Annotated in this window: 15 protein-coding genes; 7 read left to right on the plus strand and 8 right to left on the minus strand. The window is 42.1% G+C overall.

The features are described 5' to 3' along the window. The first annotated feature begins 122 nt into the window (after positions 1–122). From addB to MHI23_RS05275, 5 genes are read left to right on the plus strand one after another with little or no spacing between them, the layout of a single operon-like run. A complete protein-coding gene (gene addB, locus MHI23_RS05255; protein ID WP_149125792.1) occupies positions 123–3,632 on the plus strand; it encodes a helicase-exonuclease AddAB subunit AddB in 3,510 nt (1,169 codons plus the stop codon). Then, positions 3,610–7,314, plus strand: coding sequence for a helicase-exonuclease AddAB subunit AddA (addA, locus tag MHI23_RS05260; RefSeq protein ID WP_197172759.1), 3,705 nt, complete (start codon positions 3,610–3,612; stop codon positions 7,312–7,314). The genes addB and addA overlap by 23 nt, the downstream gene beginning before the upstream one ends. Positions 7,315–7,340: 26 nt before the next feature. Further along, positions 7,341–8,516 carry an exonuclease subunit SbcD gene (gene sbcD / locus MHI23_RS05265; protein ID WP_024425501.1) on the plus strand — a complete coding sequence of 392 codons (1,176 nt, stop codon included), beginning with the start codon at positions 7,341–7,343 and terminating at the stop codon, positions 8,514–8,516. Then, positions 8,513–11,908 (plus strand): SMC family ATPase, encoded by a 3,396-nt coding sequence (locus tag MHI23_RS05270; RefSeq protein ID WP_197172760.1) that lies wholly within the window; start codon positions 8,513–8,515, stop codon positions 11,906–11,908. The genes sbcD and MHI23_RS05270 overlap by 4 nt, the downstream gene beginning before the upstream one ends. 20 nt (positions 11,909–11,928) lie before the next feature. Beyond that, positions 11,929–12,228, plus strand: a complete 300-nt coding sequence (locus tag MHI23_RS05275) for a hypothetical protein (protein WP_024425503.1) — start codon at positions 11,929–11,931, stop codon at positions 12,226–12,228. A gap of 47 nt (positions 12,229–12,275) precedes the next feature. On the opposite strand, the gene MHI23_RS05280 is transcribed toward MHI23_RS05275, so the two are convergent. From MHI23_RS05280 to MHI23_RS05315, 8 genes are all read right to left on the minus strand, one after another. Continuing rightward, positions 12,276–12,494, minus strand: coding sequence for a spore germination protein (locus MHI23_RS05280; RefSeq protein WP_003211468.1), 219 nt, complete (start codon positions 12,492–12,494; stop codon positions 12,276–12,278). A 22-nt stretch (positions 12,495–12,516) separates the two neighbouring features. Beyond that, positions 12,517–12,948: a spore germination protein GerPE gene (locus MHI23_RS05285; RefSeq protein ID WP_024425504.1), complete on the minus strand. Its 432-nt coding sequence runs from the start codon at positions 12,946–12,948 to the stop codon at positions 12,517–12,519. Then, positions 12,948–13,124 carry a germination protein GerPD gene (locus tag MHI23_RS05290; protein WP_003210893.1) on the minus strand — a complete coding sequence of 59 codons (177 nt, stop codon included), beginning with the start codon at positions 13,122–13,124 and terminating at the stop codon, positions 12,948–12,950. Before MHI23_RS05290 ends, MHI23_RS05285 begins: the two co-directional genes overlap by 1 nt. Beyond that, positions 13,121–13,735: a spore germination protein GerPC gene (locus MHI23_RS05295; RefSeq protein WP_024425505.1), complete on the minus strand. Its 615-nt coding sequence runs from the start codon at positions 13,733–13,735 to the stop codon at positions 13,121–13,123. The genes MHI23_RS05290 and MHI23_RS05295 overlap by 4 nt, the downstream gene beginning before the upstream one ends. Positions 13,736–13,765: 30 nt before the next feature. Continuing rightward, positions 13,766–13,999 (minus strand): spore germination protein GerPB, encoded by a 234-nt coding sequence (locus MHI23_RS05300; protein WP_003210877.1) that lies wholly within the window; start codon positions 13,997–13,999, stop codon positions 13,766–13,768. 14 nt (positions 14,000–14,013) lie between these two features. Continuing rightward, complete coding sequence (locus MHI23_RS05305; protein WP_024425506.1) at positions 14,014–14,235, minus strand: spore germination protein; 222 nt, start codon at positions 14,233–14,235, stop codon at positions 14,014–14,016. Between the two features lie 125 nt (positions 14,236–14,360). Then, the gene (locus tag MHI23_RS05310; protein WP_029707539.1) at positions 14,361–14,522 is read right to left on the minus strand and encodes an aspartyl-phosphate phosphatase Spo0E family protein; all 162 of its coding nucleotides are present in this window, start codon (positions 14,520–14,522) and stop codon (positions 14,361–14,363) included. Positions 14,523–14,644: 122 nt separating this feature from the next. Continuing rightward, the gene (locus tag MHI23_RS05315) at positions 14,645–15,739 is read right to left on the minus strand and encodes a CotH kinase family protein (RefSeq protein ID WP_034621809.1); all 1,095 of its coding nucleotides are present in this window, start codon (positions 15,737–15,739) and stop codon (positions 14,645–14,647) included. Positions 15,740–16,251: 512 nt separating this feature from the next. Here MHI23_RS05315 and MHI23_RS05320 point away from each other — a divergent pair. Together MHI23_RS05320 and MHI23_RS05325 are read left to right on the plus strand one after the other, a co-directional pair. Further along, positions 16,252–16,695, plus strand: coding sequence for a hypothetical protein (locus tag MHI23_RS05320; RefSeq protein WP_342492349.1), 444 nt, complete (start codon positions 16,252–16,254; stop codon positions 16,693–16,695). A gap of 41 nt (positions 16,696–16,736) precedes the next feature. Then, positions 16,737–17,642: a fumarylacetoacetate hydrolase family protein gene (locus MHI23_RS05325; protein WP_024425509.1), complete on the plus strand. Its 906-nt coding sequence runs from the start codon at positions 16,737–16,739 to the stop codon at positions 17,640–17,642. Positions 17,643–17,728 lie beyond the last annotated feature (86 nt).

Genomic DNA, 17,728 nt, shown 5'->3' on the forward strand with positions numbered 1-17,728 from the left:
GGTTTATGATATGAGAAGAGTAAGGAAAGGTGCCTATATCTTTTTAGGAAGGAGAAGGGGAAAATAGCTATTTACTTTTATTTTCGCTAGAATATGAGTACATAAGAAAGGTGTTGTGGAGCGTGGAGATTCAGTTATTAGCAGGCAGATCGGGGAGTGGAAAAACGACTGCAATCTTAGAGGAAATCAAAGAACAGCTTCGGCTTGATCCGTTGGGTCCGCCAATCATTTTTTTAGTCCCGGATCAAATGACATTCTTAATGGAATACGAGCTTGCAAAAACGTCTGAAGCTGGCGGGATGATCAGGGCCAAAGTATTTAGTTTCACGCGTCTTGCTTGGTCTATTTTACAGCAGACTGGCGGAGCGAACCGGCAATTTGTGACAAGCACAGGAATTCAAATGCTTTTAAGAAAAGTGATTGAAGAGGAGAAAGAAAAGTTTAAGGTATTCAAAAAAGCGAGTGATAAGCCGGGGTTTGTGGAGCAAATCGAAAAGACGATGGCTGAGTTCAAGAGATACTGCATGTTGCCGGAGGATATTGAAAAAATTTCATTATCGAGCATGCATTCAGAGTATACAGAAGAAAGACGGGCAGCCGAGAAATTGCATGATCTGCATGTTCTTTATCAGCAGATGGAGCAGCATTTACAAGATGAATATGTGCACTCAGAAGACTATTTGACACTTCTCACGCAGCAAATTCCTTTATCTGAAGAAATAAAAGGAGCACACATTTATATAGATGGTTTTTATCAATTTACACCACAGCAGCTCCTCGTCATTGAACAGCTTCTGCTGCATGCTGAGAAAATAACGGCTGCTTTCACAGTGGATCGTTCCTATCATGATAAGCAGCCAAATGAACTTGATTTATTTCGTATGACAGGTAAAACGTATTTCCAGCTCTATCAGCTTGCCAAAGAGTGCGGAGCGGCCATTTCTGAGCACATTTTGGAGAGAAATAAACGTCATCTTCATACGCCGGATCTTGCTTATTTAGAACGGCAATATGAGCAGAGACCGGTGCAGCCATATCAGGAAGTCACTCCTCATCTCACAGTATCTAAAAGTGCGAGTAAACGAGCTGAAATTGAGGGAGTAGCGAGAGAAATTCTTCACTTAGTGAGAGAAGAAGGACTTAGACTGCGAGATATTTCGATTGTAGCGCGGCATGTAGACGACTATAAAGATACGTTAAAAGAGGTTTTTCGAGATTACGATATTCCTTTTTTTATTGATGGAAATGAATCGATGCAGTATCACCCGCTCATTGAATTGATTCGTTCGAGCATGGATGTCATAAAAGGAAACTGGCGGTATGAGGCCGTGTTTCGATGCGTGAAGACAGAGTTCTTATTTCCGCTCGAACTTGCCAGAAACAAAGCGAGAGAACAGGCAGATCAGCTTGAAAACTACTGTATTGCTTATGGTGTAAAAGGAGAACGCTGGACAAACGGCTCTCGTTTCCATTACAGGCGGTTCCAATCCTTAGATGAGGATTTTGGACAAACAGATCAAGAAATTGAAATGGAACAAATGCTGAATGATGTAAAGGAATGGATCGCACCTCCGCTTTTCCAATTGCAAAAAAGGCTGAAAAAAGCGCAAAAGGTAAAAGACATGGTGGAGGCAGTCTATATCTTTTTAGAGGAAATACAAGTGCCGGAAAAACTTGAAAAGGCGAGGCTGGAGGCTGAGGAAGCAGGTAGATTAGCTGAAGCCATGCAGCATGGACAAGTATGGGATGCTGTAATTCAATTAATGGATGAATTTGTTGAAATGCTCGGTGAGGAGGAGCTCTCATTTCCTTTATTCCAACAGATGATGGATACAGGACTGGCATCTCTAAAATTCGCTTTAATTCCGCCTTCACTCGACCAAGTATTTATCGGAAGTATGGATTTATCGAGAATGTATCAAGTGAAGTGCATGTTTATCATTGGGGTAAATGATGGCGTTATTCCCGCACGCCCTTCTGACGAAAGTGTATTGTCTGAGGATGACAGGGAATGGTTAAAGCGAGCAGGAGCAGAGCTTGCAGAGACAGGAAAGGAACGGCTGCTAGATGAGCAATTTTTAATTTACCAAGCGCTGTCGAGTCCATCCCATCATTTGTATCTGTCTTATTCAGTGTCAGATGAAGAGGGGCGCTCTCTATTGCCTTCGACTCTTATCAAGTATTGTCAGGAGCTTATGCCAAATCATGAGCATGCTTTGTATGTGTTAGACCCGGAACAGCTGGAGGACAAGGAGCAATTAAAATTTGTAGCGAATGAGCATGTCTCGTTATCGTATACTGTCTCGCAGCTGCAGCAATGGCTCAACCAATATCCCATCAGTGGTGTATGGTGGAGTGTCTATAATTATTTGATGACGTCATCTCATCGGGATGTGTCAAAAAACATCTTGTCGAGTTTGTTTTTTTCAAATCGAGCGAAACGCTTAAAACCAAACGTCACAAAAGAACTTTATGGTGATCACATTCAAGGCAGTGTTTCAAGAATGGAGAAATTCAATGCGTGTGCATTTTCTCACTTTGCTTCCCACGGGTTAAAACTAAAGGACCGGCAATTTTATAAATTGGAAGCACCCGATATCGGCCAGCTGTTTCACTCGGCCTTAAAGCATATTTCAGATACGCTTGTTGAACAAAAAAAGGATTGGAAAAACCTAACGAAGGATGACTGTGTCAACTATTCAAGACATGCAATCGAACAGCTTGCTCCGCGTCTTCAAAAGGAAATCCTATTAAGCTCTAATCGGCATGCTTATATTAAAGAAAAGCTCCAGAAAATCTTGATTCGAGTCTCTTCTATATTAAGTGAGCATGCAAGAGTGAGTGGATTTTCTCCCGTCGGGCTTGAGTTAGGCTTTGGCGGCCAAGGACCACTTCCACCGTTTACTTTTCAATTGAAAAATGGCTGCACGATGGAGCTTGTCGGAAGAATTGACCGGGTGGATAAAGCAGAAGGTTCAAAAGGGCTGCTGTTGAGAATCGTCGACTACAAATCGAGTGAGAAAGGTCTTGATCTAGCAGAAGTATACTATGGGCTGGCCTTGCAAATGCTCACATACTTAGATCTGACCATTACGTATTCGAAGGAGTGGCTCGGTGTAGAAGCAACACCAGCTGGCATTTTATACTTCCATATTCATGATCCGCTCATTCAAGCACCGATTCCGCTTGCAGAGGATGAAATTGAACAGGAAATATTCAAGAAATTTAAAATGAAAGGTCTATTGCTTGAAGATGTAGAAGCGGTAAAGCTAATGGATCAAACGCTTGAATCAGGAAGATCACAAGTCATTCAAGCCGGTTTGAAAAAAGATGGGTCTTTCCGTTCTGACTCTGCTGTTTTAAGTGAAGATCATTTCCATATACTCACACAGCATGTTCGGCGCACGTTTGAAGAGGCTGGCGAAAGAATTACAAATGGCGAGGTAGCCATTAATCCATATAAATTGAAGGATCAAACACCATGCCGCTTTTGTTCATTTAAGTCTATTTGCCAATTTGATGAATCGATAGAGGATAATGAATTTAGAGTGCTTTCATCTGAAAAGGATGATGTTGTGATAGACCGGATCAAAAAAGAAGGGGATCAGTATGCAAATACCAAAACCGAATAACAGTACTTGGACGGATGACCAGTGGGAAGCCATCGTTTCAGAAGGACAAGATATCCTTGTTGCGGCGGCGGCAGGGTCAGGTAAAACAGCTGTTTTGGTTGAACGGCTGATTCGAAAAATGACCCGTCCTGAAGATCCAGTTGATGTGGATCGTCTGCTCGTTGTGACTTTCACAAATGCATCTGCGGCAGAGATGAAGCATCGGATCACAGAAGCACTTGAAAAGGAATTAGCCCAAAACCCCGGGTCCCTTCATATGAGAAGACAGCTGTCGCTCATGAATCGTGCCAATATTTCCACCCTGCACTCCTTTTGCTTGCAGGTTTTGCGCACCTTTTACTATGAGATTGACCTAGATCCAGGCTTTCGTTTGGCTGATCAAACAGAAGGAGAATTATTAGGAGATGAAGTGTTAGATGAACTGTTTGAGGATGAATATAAGGCTGGAAAGCCAGCGTTCTTTGAACTGGTTGATCGCTACACTTCTGATCGTCATGATTTAGACTTGCAATGGCTTGTAAAGAGAATTTATGAGTTTTCCAGATCTCACCCTTCACCTGAGCAATGGATGAGGGCATTCCTTTCTCTTTATGATGTAGATGCTCAAACAAAAGTAGAACAATTACCGTTTTACCCATATATCAAAGAGGATCTTTCTCTCGTTTTTCGAAGCTGTCTGGAACTGCTCGAACGAGCTCTCGCCCTATCAAAAGAACCGGGCGGGCCGGCACCGAGAGCAGAAAATTTTATTGATGATTTAGAGCAAGTCAATGAATTAATCAGGCACCAAGATGATTTTGAGAAGCTTTACGAGCTTTTGCCAAACATCAATTTTAAAAGGCTCAAAACATGTAAAGGGGACGAATATGACCCTGTGCTGTTAGAAAAAGCCACAGATGCACGCAATCAAGCAAAAAAACAATTAGAAAAGCTTAAAGATGAATACTTTATGCGCAGTCCGGCCCAGCATTTGAAAAGCTTAGCAGAAATGAAGCCGGTGGTCGAGACACTTGTGGAGCTTGTCATCCAATTTGGACAGCGTTTCGAAAGAGCGAAGCAAGAAAAATCAATCGTGGATTTTTCGGATTTAGAGCATTATTGCTTACGCATTTTAGCAGAGCAGGACGCGGAAGGAAATTTGATCGAAACAGAAGCGGCCAAGTACTATCAACAGCAGTTTGAAGAAGTACTCGTTGATGAATATCAAGATACAAACCTTGTGCAAGAAACGATTTTAAAGCTTGTATCTAAAGGGGAACATGCTGCAGAGGGCAACCTGTTTATGGTTGGTGATGTAAAACAGTCCATTTATCGTTTTAGACTGGCTGAGCCCATGCTCTTTTTAAACAAATATAAACAATTTACACCAGACGGCAAAGAAACAGGGAAGAGAATTGATTTAAATAAAAACTTCCGCAGCCGTTCAGATGTGTTAGACAGTACGAACTTTTTGTTCAAACAGCTGATGGGGGAAACAGTTGGAGAAATTGAATATGATGAACAAGCTGAATTAAAGCTTGGAGCGAGTTATCCAGAAAGCGAAGATACAACGACAGAAATGCTTCTTGTACATTTAGATCAACAGGAAGCAGAAACTGACGAAGAACGAGAAGAGCTAGAAACCGTACAGCTTGAAGCGAGAGTCATTGCTAAAAAAATAAGACAATTAGTGGAGCAGCCATTTCAAGTGTATGATTCAAAACAGCAAATGACCCGTAACTTGCAGTATCGGGACATTGTGATTTTGCTTCGCTCCATGCCGTGGGCACCGCAAATGATGGAGGAATTGAAGAAGCAGGGAATCCCTGTGTATGCGAATCTTTCCTCTGGTTATTTTGAAGCAACAGAGGTGTCTGTGATTCTTTCTTTGTTAAAAGTCATTGATAATCCATATCAAGATATCCCGCTTGCAGCTGTATTAAGATCACCAATTGTTCATTTAGACGAAAATGAAATGGCACTGATCCGCACGAGTGATAAAAAAGGCACCTATTATGATGCTGTGAAAGCATTTATGAGTGTGACTCATTCAGATCACCCTACATGCAAAAAACTAGAACGATTTTTCAGGTTGTTGCGTAAGTGGCGTGATTTCTCTATGAATCATTCAGTAGCGGAATTGATTTGGGAAGTATACCGCGATACGCAGTATCTAGATTACGTCGGCGGGATGCCTGGAGGCAAACAGAGACAGGCGAATCTCCGTGCTCTTTATGATCGAGCGAAGCAGTATGAAAAAGCTGCTTTTAGAGGGCTGTTCCGTTTTCTTCGCTTTATTGAAAGAATGCAGGAGCGTGGAGATGATCTTGGGGCGGCAAAAACGTTCAGTGAAACAGAGGACGTTGTTCGCATGATGACGATCCATAGCAGTAAAGGATTAGAATTTCCAGTCGTCTTTACCGCAGGACTCGGCAGAAACTTTAATATGATGGACTTAAACCAGTCCTACTTACTTGATAAAGAATTAGGCTTTGGAAGCAAATATATTCATCCAGAGCTGAGAATTAGTTATGCAACATTACCGCTTGTTGCGATGAAAAAAAAGATGAGGAAAGAGCTATTATCTGAAGAGCTGAGAGTTCTATATGTAGCGCTCACAAGGGCTAAGGAAAAATTATTTCTTGTCGGCTCTGTCAAAAATCAGGTGAAGGCATTAAGCAAATGGCAAAATGCTGCAACCGGAGAGGACTGGCTCCTCCCTGATTTTGAACGTTATCAATCGAAAACATACTTAGATTTTATTGGTCCTGCTCTCATCCGTCACCAAGCAATGTCATCTATTTTAGAAGAAACAGGTGAAGTTGTTCTTTCGCACCCATCAGCATTCACAATCTCATTTACTCAAGCTTCCGATCTTCTAAAAGAAGATATGTCACTTGAAAAGAAGCAGCAAGATGAGGTGGTACAAGCATTGATGGACGGCTTACCTGTTGAAGGATATGGTGATGCTGATAAGAAAGTAGCAGAGAGACTTTCATGGAGATACCCGTATCTAGCGACCTCACAAGTCGGCACAAAGCAGTCTGTTTCAGAGATAAAGAGAATGAAAGAAATACAGGATGAGTACAGTGTTCCTTCTTCTCTTAGAAGAGCTCATGCAACGTTGTATGACCGGCCGGCTTTCATGAAGAAAAAAGCACTCACTGCCGCAGAGCAAGGCACCGCAATGCATACAGTCATGCAGCATATTCCGCTTTCTTCTGACGAGCCCCTCGATGAAATCCGTATTGATCAGCTGCTCGATTCCTTACAGCAGCGAGACTTGCTAACAAATGAGCAAGTTCAGTCAATTGATCAAGAAGGAATTTCCGCTTTTTTCTCTACTTCTATTGGTCAAAAGCTGCTGAAAGCGGACTGGGTGAAACGAGAAGTGTCATTTAGTATGGTGTTACCTGTTAAAGAGGTATACAGCCATATTGATGCAGAGGGGGAGCCTGTCCTAATTCAAGGGATGATTGACTGTTTATTTGAAACGGATGGAAAACTATATTTACTAGATTATAAAACAGATAGAGTGCAAGGCAGATATACAGGCGGTCTTGAAGCAGCTGTACCTATTTTGAAAAAGCGCTATGAAACTCAAATAGCGTTATATGCAAAAGCAGTAGAACGTTTAACAAACAGAACATTAGAGGAGAAAATTCTTTATTTCTTTGATGGGAATTTAGAAATTTCATTATAAATGTATCGGAATGAGAGGTGAATCAAATGAGGATTCTGCATACGGCAGATTGGCATTTAGGAAAAACCCTTGAAGGCCGGAGCCGGCTTGATGAGCAAGCACAGTTTTTAGATGAGCTGTATCAAATCGTAAAAGACGAACACATTGATGTCATTGTCATGGCTGGAGATGCCTTTGATACAGTGAATCCGCCTGCTAGAGCAGAACAGCTTTTTTATGAAAGTCTATCTGCCTTATCTGATAAAGGAAAACGTCAGGTCGTGGTCATCTCAGGCAACCATGATAATCCGGATCGACTATCTGCCGCATCGCCTTTAACAAATGATCAGGGGATTCATTTAATTGGATATCCGACAAATGACATCATCCGCGTCGATGTTCCTTCTTCGAGTGAACGTTTATCTATTGCAGCACTCGCTTATCCGTCTGAAGCGAGACTTAACGAGGTGCTGGCTGAAACATTTGAAGAGAAATTGCTTCGTGATCATTACAATTTAAAAATACAGCAAGCGTTCCAACATTTAAGCGCTCAATTTCAAGCCGATACGGTCAATATCGCAACAAGCCATATTTATGTGGCAGGAGGAAGTCAAACAGATTCAGAAAGACCGATTGAAGTAGGCGGTGCATATACCGTTGCGGCTGAAAGTCTGCCAGAAGCAGCCTGCTATGTGGCCCTTGGTCATTTGCACCGCCCGCAAACCATCAAACGTGCCAAAACGATTGCCCGCTATTCCGGGTCCCCTCTTGCTTACAGCTTTTCTGAATCAGGATATGCCAAATCAGTCACGATTGTAGAGGCAAAACCTAATGAAAAAGCAAGCTGGAAAGAAGTGTTGTTATCAAGCGGAAAACCACTTGTGAAATGGAAGGCAACTGAAGGATTGAGCCAAGTACATGAGTGGCTGGATGAAAAACGGGATCTTCAGGCATGGATTGATTTAGAGATTCATTTAACAGATCAGCTCTCCATAGAAGAGATTCATCAGCTCCGAAAGCAGCATAGCGGGTTTGTCCATATTAGACCGAAATTTAAAGAACTTCAGCAAATGGAAGAACAAAAGCAAGCCGAAAAGCTCTCAATCGAAGAGCGGTTCGTGAAATTTTATGAGCGCCAGACAGGCGGCGGTCTTCCTGATGAAAAAACAGTCAAGCTGTTTTTGGAGCTCGCCAATGAAATGCAAGAGGAGGAAGCGACTTGAAGCCGATTACACTAACCATTAAAGGACTTCATAGCTTCAGAGAAGAACAAACAATTGACTTTAGCTCATTATGTGATGCAGGTGTGTTTGGCATTTTTGGACCGACAGGAAGCGGAAAGTCGTCCATATTAGACGCTATGACCCTGGCACTTTATGGCAAAGTGGAACGTGCGTTAAATAATACACATGGTATTTTGAACCAAGCGGAAGAGAAGCTGTCAGTTTCCTTTACGTTCGCTTTACAAAAGGAACACCACATTTCTTATAAAGTCGAACGTGCTTTCAAGCGAGCAGATGAAATGAAAGTCAGAACGACACTATGCCGTCTGATTGAAATTGGAGATACGCAGACAGTTCTTGCAGATAAAGCGAGTGAGGTCAATCGTAAAATAGAAGAATTACTCGGGTTAACCATTGATGATTTTACGCGTGCGGTTGTCTTGCCCCAAGGGAAGTTTGCAGAATTCCTTTCTTTAAAAGGAGCCGATAGACGACAAATGCTTCAGCGATTGTTTAACCTAGAGAAGTATGGGGATCAGCTCGTTAAACGTTTGCGCGCAAAGGCGCAGAATCAGTATGGACAAAAAAATGAACTGCTTGCTGAGCTGAATGGCTTAGGAGAAGCTGGCCCAGAGGCGCTCGCAAAGGCAAAGGAAGCGGCTGAGCAGGCAAAGGCTATTTTTCATGAGAAAAAACAAGCGCGGGATGAAGCGTTCACTGCTTTTACAAAGGCGCAAACAATTTGGCAGTATCAAAAGGAACGAGAAGCTTATGAGACGGAACTAAACCATCTGAATCAACTGGCACCATCAATGGAAGAGAAAAAGGCCAAGCTTCATATTGCTGAGCAGGCAGAGGCATTAAAGCCTTATGCGGATGCATTAACAAAGGCTGAAAATCAGCTTTCTCAAGCATTAAAAGAGAAGCAGGAAGCAGAAAATCAGCTACTGCATCAACGAACGATCTATGATCAAATGACACAGAACTATGAGCAAGCAAGGCAAAAGAAAATAGAAACTGAGCCAGAACTTCTTCAAAAGAAAGAGCAGCTGCTTCAGCTAAAGGAAATTGAACGAAAAAAAGAGGCGGCTCTTCAGGAAAAGACGGCAATCGAACAGCGAAAAACCGATACAGCGCAGCAATTATTACAAAAGAAAGAAGAAGCAGACAATCTCCAATCTTTGTTAGAACGTGCACTGGCAAAACAAACACAGCTGAAGCGTGAGCTGGAGCAATTACAAGTCTCTGTAAAAGAACGGAAAAGTGTACAGGATGCTTTGCGTTTAAGCGAAAATATTCAAAGAATACACCAAAGCATACACAAGGAAGAACAAAAGATGGAGGAGCTCAAAAAGCGATCAACACAGACCGCAGCAGCATATGAAAAGCTTCAAAAACAGCAAAAAGACCATCATGAAAAAATAGACCAATCGTTTCAAGCGATTGAACAGCTTTATTTCTATGTATGTGAATTCGAACGGGCTTTTACAGAATGGAGTAAAAGAGAACAAAGTCAGAAGCTCGAAAAATTAAAACAGCGTGATGCTGTTAGGGCGGCGGAATTAAGAAAAGAATTAGCGGCAGAGCTTGTAGATGGTGAGCCATGTCCTGTTTGTGGATCGATTCATCATGACCCAAAGGCACTGGAAAACACTGATCATGAAGAAACAGTGGCACAAATCGATGAAGTGATTCAACGGATGGACACAGAGCTCAAGCAAGCAGAGGAATATACAAGAGACATGTATGCAGCCAAGCAGTTATTGGAAACGCACGCCAATCAATTAGTAAAGCAGTTTGCCTTTTTATCTCAGAAAGCTCCAGGTGCGGAAGTTGCAGCAGCAGTAGAAGCAGTGCAAAAGCCGGAGTCCTTGCAGAATCTCATGCAAGAATGGAAAGGCTTGAAACAAGATATTCAAGAAGTTGAACGTAAACGAGCTCGTTTAATGGATGAAACATATGATCAAGCAGCAGAGATAAGCAAGACGAAAGATCAAATGACATTTGATCAGCAGCGTACCGAAGAATTAGACGGGCTGATCAAGGAGCTTCAATCTGAGCTTGCAGAGCAAATGTCTCAATTTGAACAGGCCTTCCCGCACTTTCCATTGCACCAAGTACAAGAGATGCAAAAGCAGATCGACGAAAAGGACCAGCAAGCGGAAGGCTATAAAGAGCGTATTGAGAAAAGTATTTCATTTTTGGAAGAAAAACAGCAGGCAAAAGAACAGCTGCAAACAGCCATATACGATGTAGAGAAGGAACTTGATAAACTAGCGCATCAGCTAGAAAGCCAGCAGCAGCTCATTCATCAATATGAAACAGATTTAGGGAGATATCCATTGAAAGCTGTCTCCATTTCTGATGAATTGATCGAGGTTGAACACACGCTTGCTCGTCTCAATGAAATGGAACAGCAATCGTACAAGCAATTACAGCAAGCGCAGGAGCTCTTTAGTGAAGCACAAAGTCATTTTTCAAGCTGTGAGCGTCAGCTTCAAGAGGCTGACCGAAGAAAACAAGAAGCAAGTGAAGCATGGACTAAAGAATCGGAGTCTTCTCCTTTTGATAAGCCTCAAGAGATTGAATCTGCTTTCATGAATCAATCAGTACGTCAAACTGTTAAACAAGAAATTGACGAATTTGAGGATAAAAGAAAGCAATGTGCCGCAAACTTAAAGCGAATTTCTGAACTGCTGAAAGATGAGTCACTAGATGAAAAGCAATGGACTGACATTCAACTGAGGAAAGAAGCGGCAGAAAAGGCATTGGAAGAAGCAACAGTGATGAGCGGCTCTGCATATGAACATCTGCGTGTAATGGAAGAAAATCACCAGCGATTTGCAAGTATTCATGAACGTTTGGCGGAGCTGCAGCAAGAAATTGATCGGCTCGATAAGCTGCAAACCGTGTTTAAAGGAAATACATTTGTTGAGTTTTTAGCAGAAGAACAGCTGGAAAGTGTCAGTCGTGATGCATCTGCCCGTCTTGGTATTTTGACAAGACAAAGGTATGCGATTGAGGTTGATTCAGAAGGCGGTTTTGTCATGCGTGATGATGCGAATGGCGGTGTCAGACGTCCAGTGTCCAGCTTGTCCGGCGGGGAAACCTTCCTGACGTCGCTTGCGCTTGCGCTAGCTCTTTCAGCGCAGATTCAGCTGAGAGGTGAGTTCCCGCTGCAATTCTTTTTCCTTGATGAAGGCTTTGGTACCCTTGATCAAGACTTGCTTGATACAGTGATTACTGCATTAGAGAAATTACAGTCTCAAAACTTAGCTGTTGGTGTCATCAGCCATGTGGAAGAATTGAAAATGCGGCTGCCGAAGAAACTGATTGTCCATCCGGCAGATCCAAGCGGGAAAGGGACAACAGTCTCAATGGAATTAATGTAAATATTGAGGTGATGACACGGGTGGCAAAGCAAACAATTGGATTATGTGAGATGTGCGGAAGACAAGATGTCCTGCTCACAGAACATCACTTAACCCCAAGAGAAGAAGGCGGGGCTTTTTTACCGACTGCCTACCTATGCATCCCTTGTCATAAACAAGTACATGCCCTCTATACAAACCAGGAGCTTGCCGCACGTTTGAACACAATTGATGCGCTGAGGCAGGATGAAAAGCTTGCTTCGTACATCAAATGGATTCGGAAACAGCCGGCAAGCAAGCTGGTCAAAACAAAAAAATCGAGACAGCGCAGAAAGAAATAAGCATAAAAAAGCGCTCCTCTATTTGAAATGGATGTAGAGGAGCTGCTTTATGCATTGCCTACCATATTCTGATCATTTAAGTCAGGATCCACATAGTTGGTGGCGCTAATGCCATTATTTAATATCAAGAAATCTCCGGTATTCCCCGCTCCAGAGCCTAAAGCAGATTTTGACGAACTTTTAGGCGACAGGTAAAATGAGTCACCGACGTTTACGACGCCTCCAGAAATAGAGTTAATGTAAATGGGTCCGACAATTGCTGGCATAATCGACATCCTTTATTCGAAGTCATATCACCATCATATGCGCAGGTAGGTCCATTTGTGAGTTTTGCGGACTTTCATCATTGCTAAACAGCTCTCTAATATGCTTCACTCGCGCAACGCCATTCATTCTACAAGTAGAGCCGATTTGATAGACAGAGGACGATGATACCCCTTCTACATGGATTGAAGACACTTTAATCACAGGCTTTTCATGGTAAAATGCTGTTCTCACTGATCGCTCTGGCAGCATCAAAGGAATGGGCTCATAATACACTTCAAATTCTTTCGCATCTAAATTTTCTGCTTCATAGCCATAAAATAAACTAATGGTTCGTTGAACAGCTAATACCTTGACTTTCGGGCATAGCTCCTGAGTATCACCAATTTGAACCACACTCGAAATCCCGACAGAATTCACCTTTGAGAACTTTACTTGAGATGTGCGCTTGATCATTATCGAGGCGCCAGAGGAACAAACGGGCCAATAATCAGTGATTCTGGCGGAGTATCGAAAATCGAGGATAATTGTACATGGTCTGTGTCCCCGATGATAAATAGGGAAGAAGACGATACCCCGACTACTTTAATGCTTCCAGTCTCGATGTTGCGGTTGACAACTGTGAAATTCATCCGTTTTCCTCTCCTTTCGTTTCACTTGGAATATGGGCTAAAAAGTGCTCAATCGCTCGCTTTACATCATGCTTCACATATTCAGCAATTTGCTCTGAACGCTGCAGCGGTGTCATATCTTCCCGGTGTGGCAGCTGTCCCGCATAGTATTTGATCCTGCTGTCAATTTGCTTGCGAATATCCTCAATGATATGGTGTTTGTTGCTTTCATCGAGGGACCCTTCGTATCGCTGTTCTAGTTCTTCAAGAAGTTCTGGTGCTTCTTCATTTAAAAATGCATCGACAAGCTGCCGTGTTTGATTGAAAAATTGACCAGCCATTTCTTGCTGCATCATTCCAATTCCCGGGGTTGTTGTTTGGCCCACTTCAAAGTTTTGAACACTGTTTGGATCAGATGGATTGAGGCCGATATTCAGCGTTCCTTCCAGCCGTTCGATTTTCAGTTGATCAAATTGATAATCAATCCGTTCAATATTCGTTGTCGGTTTATCTTTGATCATTTGTATTTCCTGCTGAAGCTCGTTAAGCCTTTTTTCCAGCATCATGATTTGTTGCGAGTGTTTTTGAATGATGCCATATACTTGTGAAGCGTTGCTCTGATAATCATACATTTACATACACCTCCGGGGATTGCAGATGGCTTAAGTTGTTGGTGACTGAAGCGGTACAAAAGGTGCTGTGCTTGCGCCTTGAGATTCTTCAATTCCTTGTGTACCTGCTGCGGCAGGCGCTGCTTCTACATAGCTTCCCGTGTTATACAGGTTGGAAAGGGCCTTGATGGATCCAGCACTCCCAATTTGCAGAACAGAGGAGTTACTCACAGACTCTACACGTAAATAATTAATTTGTATCGCTTGATTAATATAGAAGTTCAACGGATCCTCACTCCTTACAAGTTACCAACAAGCGGTTGATCAATGACATCACTGTCGTACGTATTTGTCACACTTTTGTAGTTGCTAATTTGTAATTGATCACCTGTATTAAAACTGCCTGCGCCAGCAAACGTTTTAACCTGACTATTTGGAGAAATGGTGATGCAGTCTCCAACATGAACGACTCCGCTCGTTCCGACGGCATTTACTTTAAAGGCTCCCACAATAGCCGGCATAGCGGTGCACATCCTTTATAAAATTAGGGCACTTGTTTTGGGCGTTTCACCATAGCTTATGATGGGTCTTTTAATGTGTGATTGTCTTTTTGAAAGCTTTTGATGAGAGGAATTAGATGTATCGCTTACCCTTTTTTTGAGCAATCTTTAGAGGTGGATTTGATGCCTTTATTTAAGAGTGTGTCAAGCTCTTGACTGCACCTGATCGTTTCTTCGGCATTCATCCCGAATTTTTTCGCAGTCTCAATTAAATGTAATCTTTTTTGTTCAATTTCATAATTGATCATAACGGACGCCAACTCTCACATTTTTTATCAAATAGAAGGATATGGTTAGTATACCCTATTTTTCTATAAAAAAAGCTGTTTCGTCAATATGAGTAATAAAGTGACAAAATTCGAAAGTGTTCTTACGTACCAAATATCTCTTTTTTGATCTCAGTCTGTAAATAGCGTCGTCTTTTGTTGATATACTGCCGAATTAAGTCTCTTTCAGACTGCAAGATGTCTTTTCGATCTTTCGTATATGGATCATCTCCAATTCGATCCTCAATCGATTCATGCCATTTCTCGATGATTGGGCAGAGCCGGTCTTCTACAAAATGTGTATCGAGTACATGCTGGAAAAGTGTGTAATAGGCTCTTTTAAACGAAGGGATATCTAGTAATCTAGCAGTTAATGTATTAAAGCCGTTTACTGGGATATAATCAAACGGCATTTCTTCTCCATGAATGTCACGACCCCATGTTGCATCATAATCCCAAGGAAGTACTTGAAACCTCCCTTGTTCATTTACATAAAGAGCGTAGTTATGAACAAAACCATCAAAGTTTTGTGTGCATACCACACCGATGAGCCAGCGGAAATACTGTGTCACATCTAGGTATTGTTCAATTTTTTCTGCAAAAGTGTCATCTTTCGCTGTATTGAGAAAGTAAATAAATTCACTCAGCTGCTGATCATGTTGAGAAGTTCCCGTTTTTTTCTCGTATCCGAGAAGAAGGTGCTTTTTTGGTTTTTTATCAAAAGAACTCAAAAGGGAGAAGTTCGCGTCATCATCAACCGCATAATAAATGCCGCCTCCTGAAAGCTGCCGTTTTTGAAGAAAAAACTCATCGACGGATTCTATTTTCAAATAAATGCCTTCTTTTCTTCCGTTTATGGTGAGAAACACATGAGAAGCGGCTGGACTTAGCACCCCCATCTGCTCAAAGAAATAAAAGGACAGCCTGTTTCGGATAAACGAAGGGTCATTGTACTCTGCATTTAAATGAAAGATCGATTCGCCTTGTCTTTGTTTCGGCTTTCGATATTCAATTTGATAGGACTTTTTCTTAAGCTTTCTAATGTGTGATCCGCGGTATGAAGCATAAATATGTGATTTGGTTTGGCCTGTTTTTAGAATAGCTTCAACAGGTTCATCGTTCCAAATGTCTTTTTTTAATTCAATCAGGTCCTTTGGATGAATCCACATATCAAGTTGTTTTAAAGGTTCTGTGTTCATACGTCCATCAGCCTCCTATATGCTCTTCTTTACAATATGAAAGCGAAGGAATGTCCTGTACCGGCTGGTAGGTATTCATGGAGTTTTAAAGGAAAGAGGCATTCGTCACGAACACTTGTCTACCGAGTCTCGTAACATAAAGCAGAGAAGATAAACAGCTTTGTCTGTTTGTTTTGTCGTAGCATAGACTGGGAGGGAATTGTTCGTGAGTACATTTGATCATTCACACATTGAACATGCAGTGGCTTCACTCCGAAGTGAGGGACGTGATCATCACTTGGATCGTGAACCAGAATCGAGCCGTTCGCATAAGTCAGCTCGTTCTCGTCATTCAAGTCGCGGTCATTGGTTCTTTGGCGGTGGTGGACACCGTAAATCACGCCGCAGTAAAAAAAGCTACAGAAGCTATCGTTCAAAGAAAAGTTATCGCTCTAAGAAAAGCTATCGTTCGAAGAAAAGCATGAAGAGCAAAAAGTCATGTAAAAGCAAAAAATCTTACAGAAGCAAAAAGAGTGAACCGAAAAAGTCACATCGCAGCAAATGCAGATCCCATCATAAGAAAAGCTGCCGCAAATCACACCGTAGCAAATGCAGATCTCATCATAAGAAAAGCTGCCGCAAGTCACACCGCAGCAAATGCAGATCTCATCATAAGAAGAGCTGCCGCAAGTCACATCGCAGCAAGCACAGATCCCACAATAAGAAGAGCCGCAAGTCGCGCCGCAGCCATCGATCTAAACGTTCTCATCACCATAAACGCAGCCGCTCTTGCCGAAGATGTGGAAAGAAAACGCATCGTTCCCGAAATAGAGGAAATGTTGAGCGTAAATGGGATCAAGGGAATATGTGGGAATACCGCCGTTTCCGCTAGGCATTCAATCATCATTTTTGAAACCCTTTTTAAAAGAGAGTATGATAAAAAAGGGTTTTTTTTATTTCATAGAGAAATAAAATGAGACATCATAACTTAGCGAAATGAAGATTGTGAGGGGAAGACATGAAGTTTTTTACAGGTGAGATACATAGCAGCATGTTTATTGGGGTAGTCATTGATGATGAATGGGTGATGGACGTCAAAAAGGCAGAAGCCAAATTATTTGAGCTTGAGACACTGCCAAACTCTTTATCTGAGTGTATTAAAATGGGGGACAAGTTTGTTGAACATGTCGGGCAGCTTCTTGATTGGGCTGAGAAAAAAGAAGAAGACCGCGGTTCTTATGTATATCCGCTTTCGGACGTGAAACTCCATGCCCCGATTCCAAAGCCGTCTAAAAACATCATGTGTGTCGGAAAGAATTATCAAGATCATGTGATGGAGATGGGAAGTGCGGCGGATATTCCTAAAGACGTGATGATTTTTACAAAGGCACCTACTTCTGTCATTGGACACGAAGCGGACATTCTCCTTCATGAAGATGTGACAAATGAATTGGATTATGAAGGAGAGCTTGCCATCGTGATGGGCAAATCAGGGAAAAACATTGCTCCTGAAGAGGTCCAAGATTATATATTCGGTTACACCATTTTAAATGATGTGACGGCAAGAGATTTGCAGAAAAAACATAAACAATTTTTCATTGGCAAAAGCTTAGATACAACCTGCCCGATAGGACCTTATATCGTTCATAAGTCAATGATCGAGGATCATGGTGCGCTCCATGTGGAAACAAAGGTAAACGGAGAGGTTCGTCAGTCTGCCAGTACGGAATTAATGATCTTCACAGTTGAGGACATTGTCTCCACTCTTTCAAAAGGGATGACATTAGAAGCGGGTGACATCATTGCAACAGGTACACCTTCTGGGGTAGGGAAGGGCTTTGAACCGCCTAAGTTTTTAGCTTCTGGAGATCGAATTGACATCACGATTGAACCGATTGGAACGCTGACAAATCACGTCAAATAAAGCGCGTGATGACACAGGATTGTCGCTTTGTGTTCGACTTATTTCGTGGTACGATGAGAAGGTACTTGTTCTGATAAAGGGGGAAA

This window comes from Bacillus sp. FSL M7-0003 (assembly GCF_038628485.1).
Classification (GTDB): domain Bacteria; phylum Bacillota; class Bacilli; order Bacillales; family Bacillaceae; genus Bacillus; species Bacillus safensis.

What these genes read in the sequence shown, in the direction of transcription:
- addA (WP_197172759.1), top strand. Translation starts at nt 3,610, where the DNA reads ATGCAAATACCAAAACCGAATAACAGTACTTGGACGGATGACCAGTGG.
- sbcD (WP_024425501.1), top strand. Translation starts at nt 7,341, where the DNA reads ATGAGGATTCTGCATACGGCAGATTGGCATTTAGGAAAAACCCTTGAA.
- MHI23_RS05280 (WP_003211468.1), bottom strand. Translation starts at nt 12,494, where the DNA reads ATGCCAGCAATTGTCGGACCCATTTACATTAACTCTATTTCTGGAGGC.
- MHI23_RS05285 (WP_024425504.1), bottom strand. Translation starts at nt 12,948, where the DNA reads ATGATCAAGCGCACATCTCAAGTAAAGTTCTCAAAGGTGAATTCTGTC.
- MHI23_RS05290 (WP_003210893.1), bottom strand. Translation starts at nt 13,124, where the DNA reads ATGAATTTCACAGTTGTCAACCGCAACATCGAGACTGGAAGCATTAAA.
- MHI23_RS05295 (WP_024425505.1), bottom strand. Translation starts at nt 13,735, where the DNA reads ATGTATGATTATCAGAGCAACGCTTCACAAGTATATGGCATCATTCAA.
- MHI23_RS05305 (WP_024425506.1), bottom strand. Translation starts at nt 14,235, where the DNA reads ATGCCGGCTATTGTGGGAGCCTTTAAAGTAAATGCCGTCGGAACGAGC.
- MHI23_RS05310 (WP_029707539.1), bottom strand. Translation starts at nt 14,522, where the DNA reads ATGATCAATTATGAAATTGAACAAAAAAGATTACATTTAATTGAGACT.
- MHI23_RS05315 (WP_034621809.1), bottom strand. Translation starts at nt 15,739, where the DNA reads ATGAACACAGAACCTTTAAAACAACTTGATATGTGGATTCATCCAAAG.
- MHI23_RS05325 (WP_024425509.1), top strand. Translation starts at nt 16,737, where the DNA reads ATGAAGTTTTTTACAGGTGAGATACATAGCAGCATGTTTATTGGGGTA.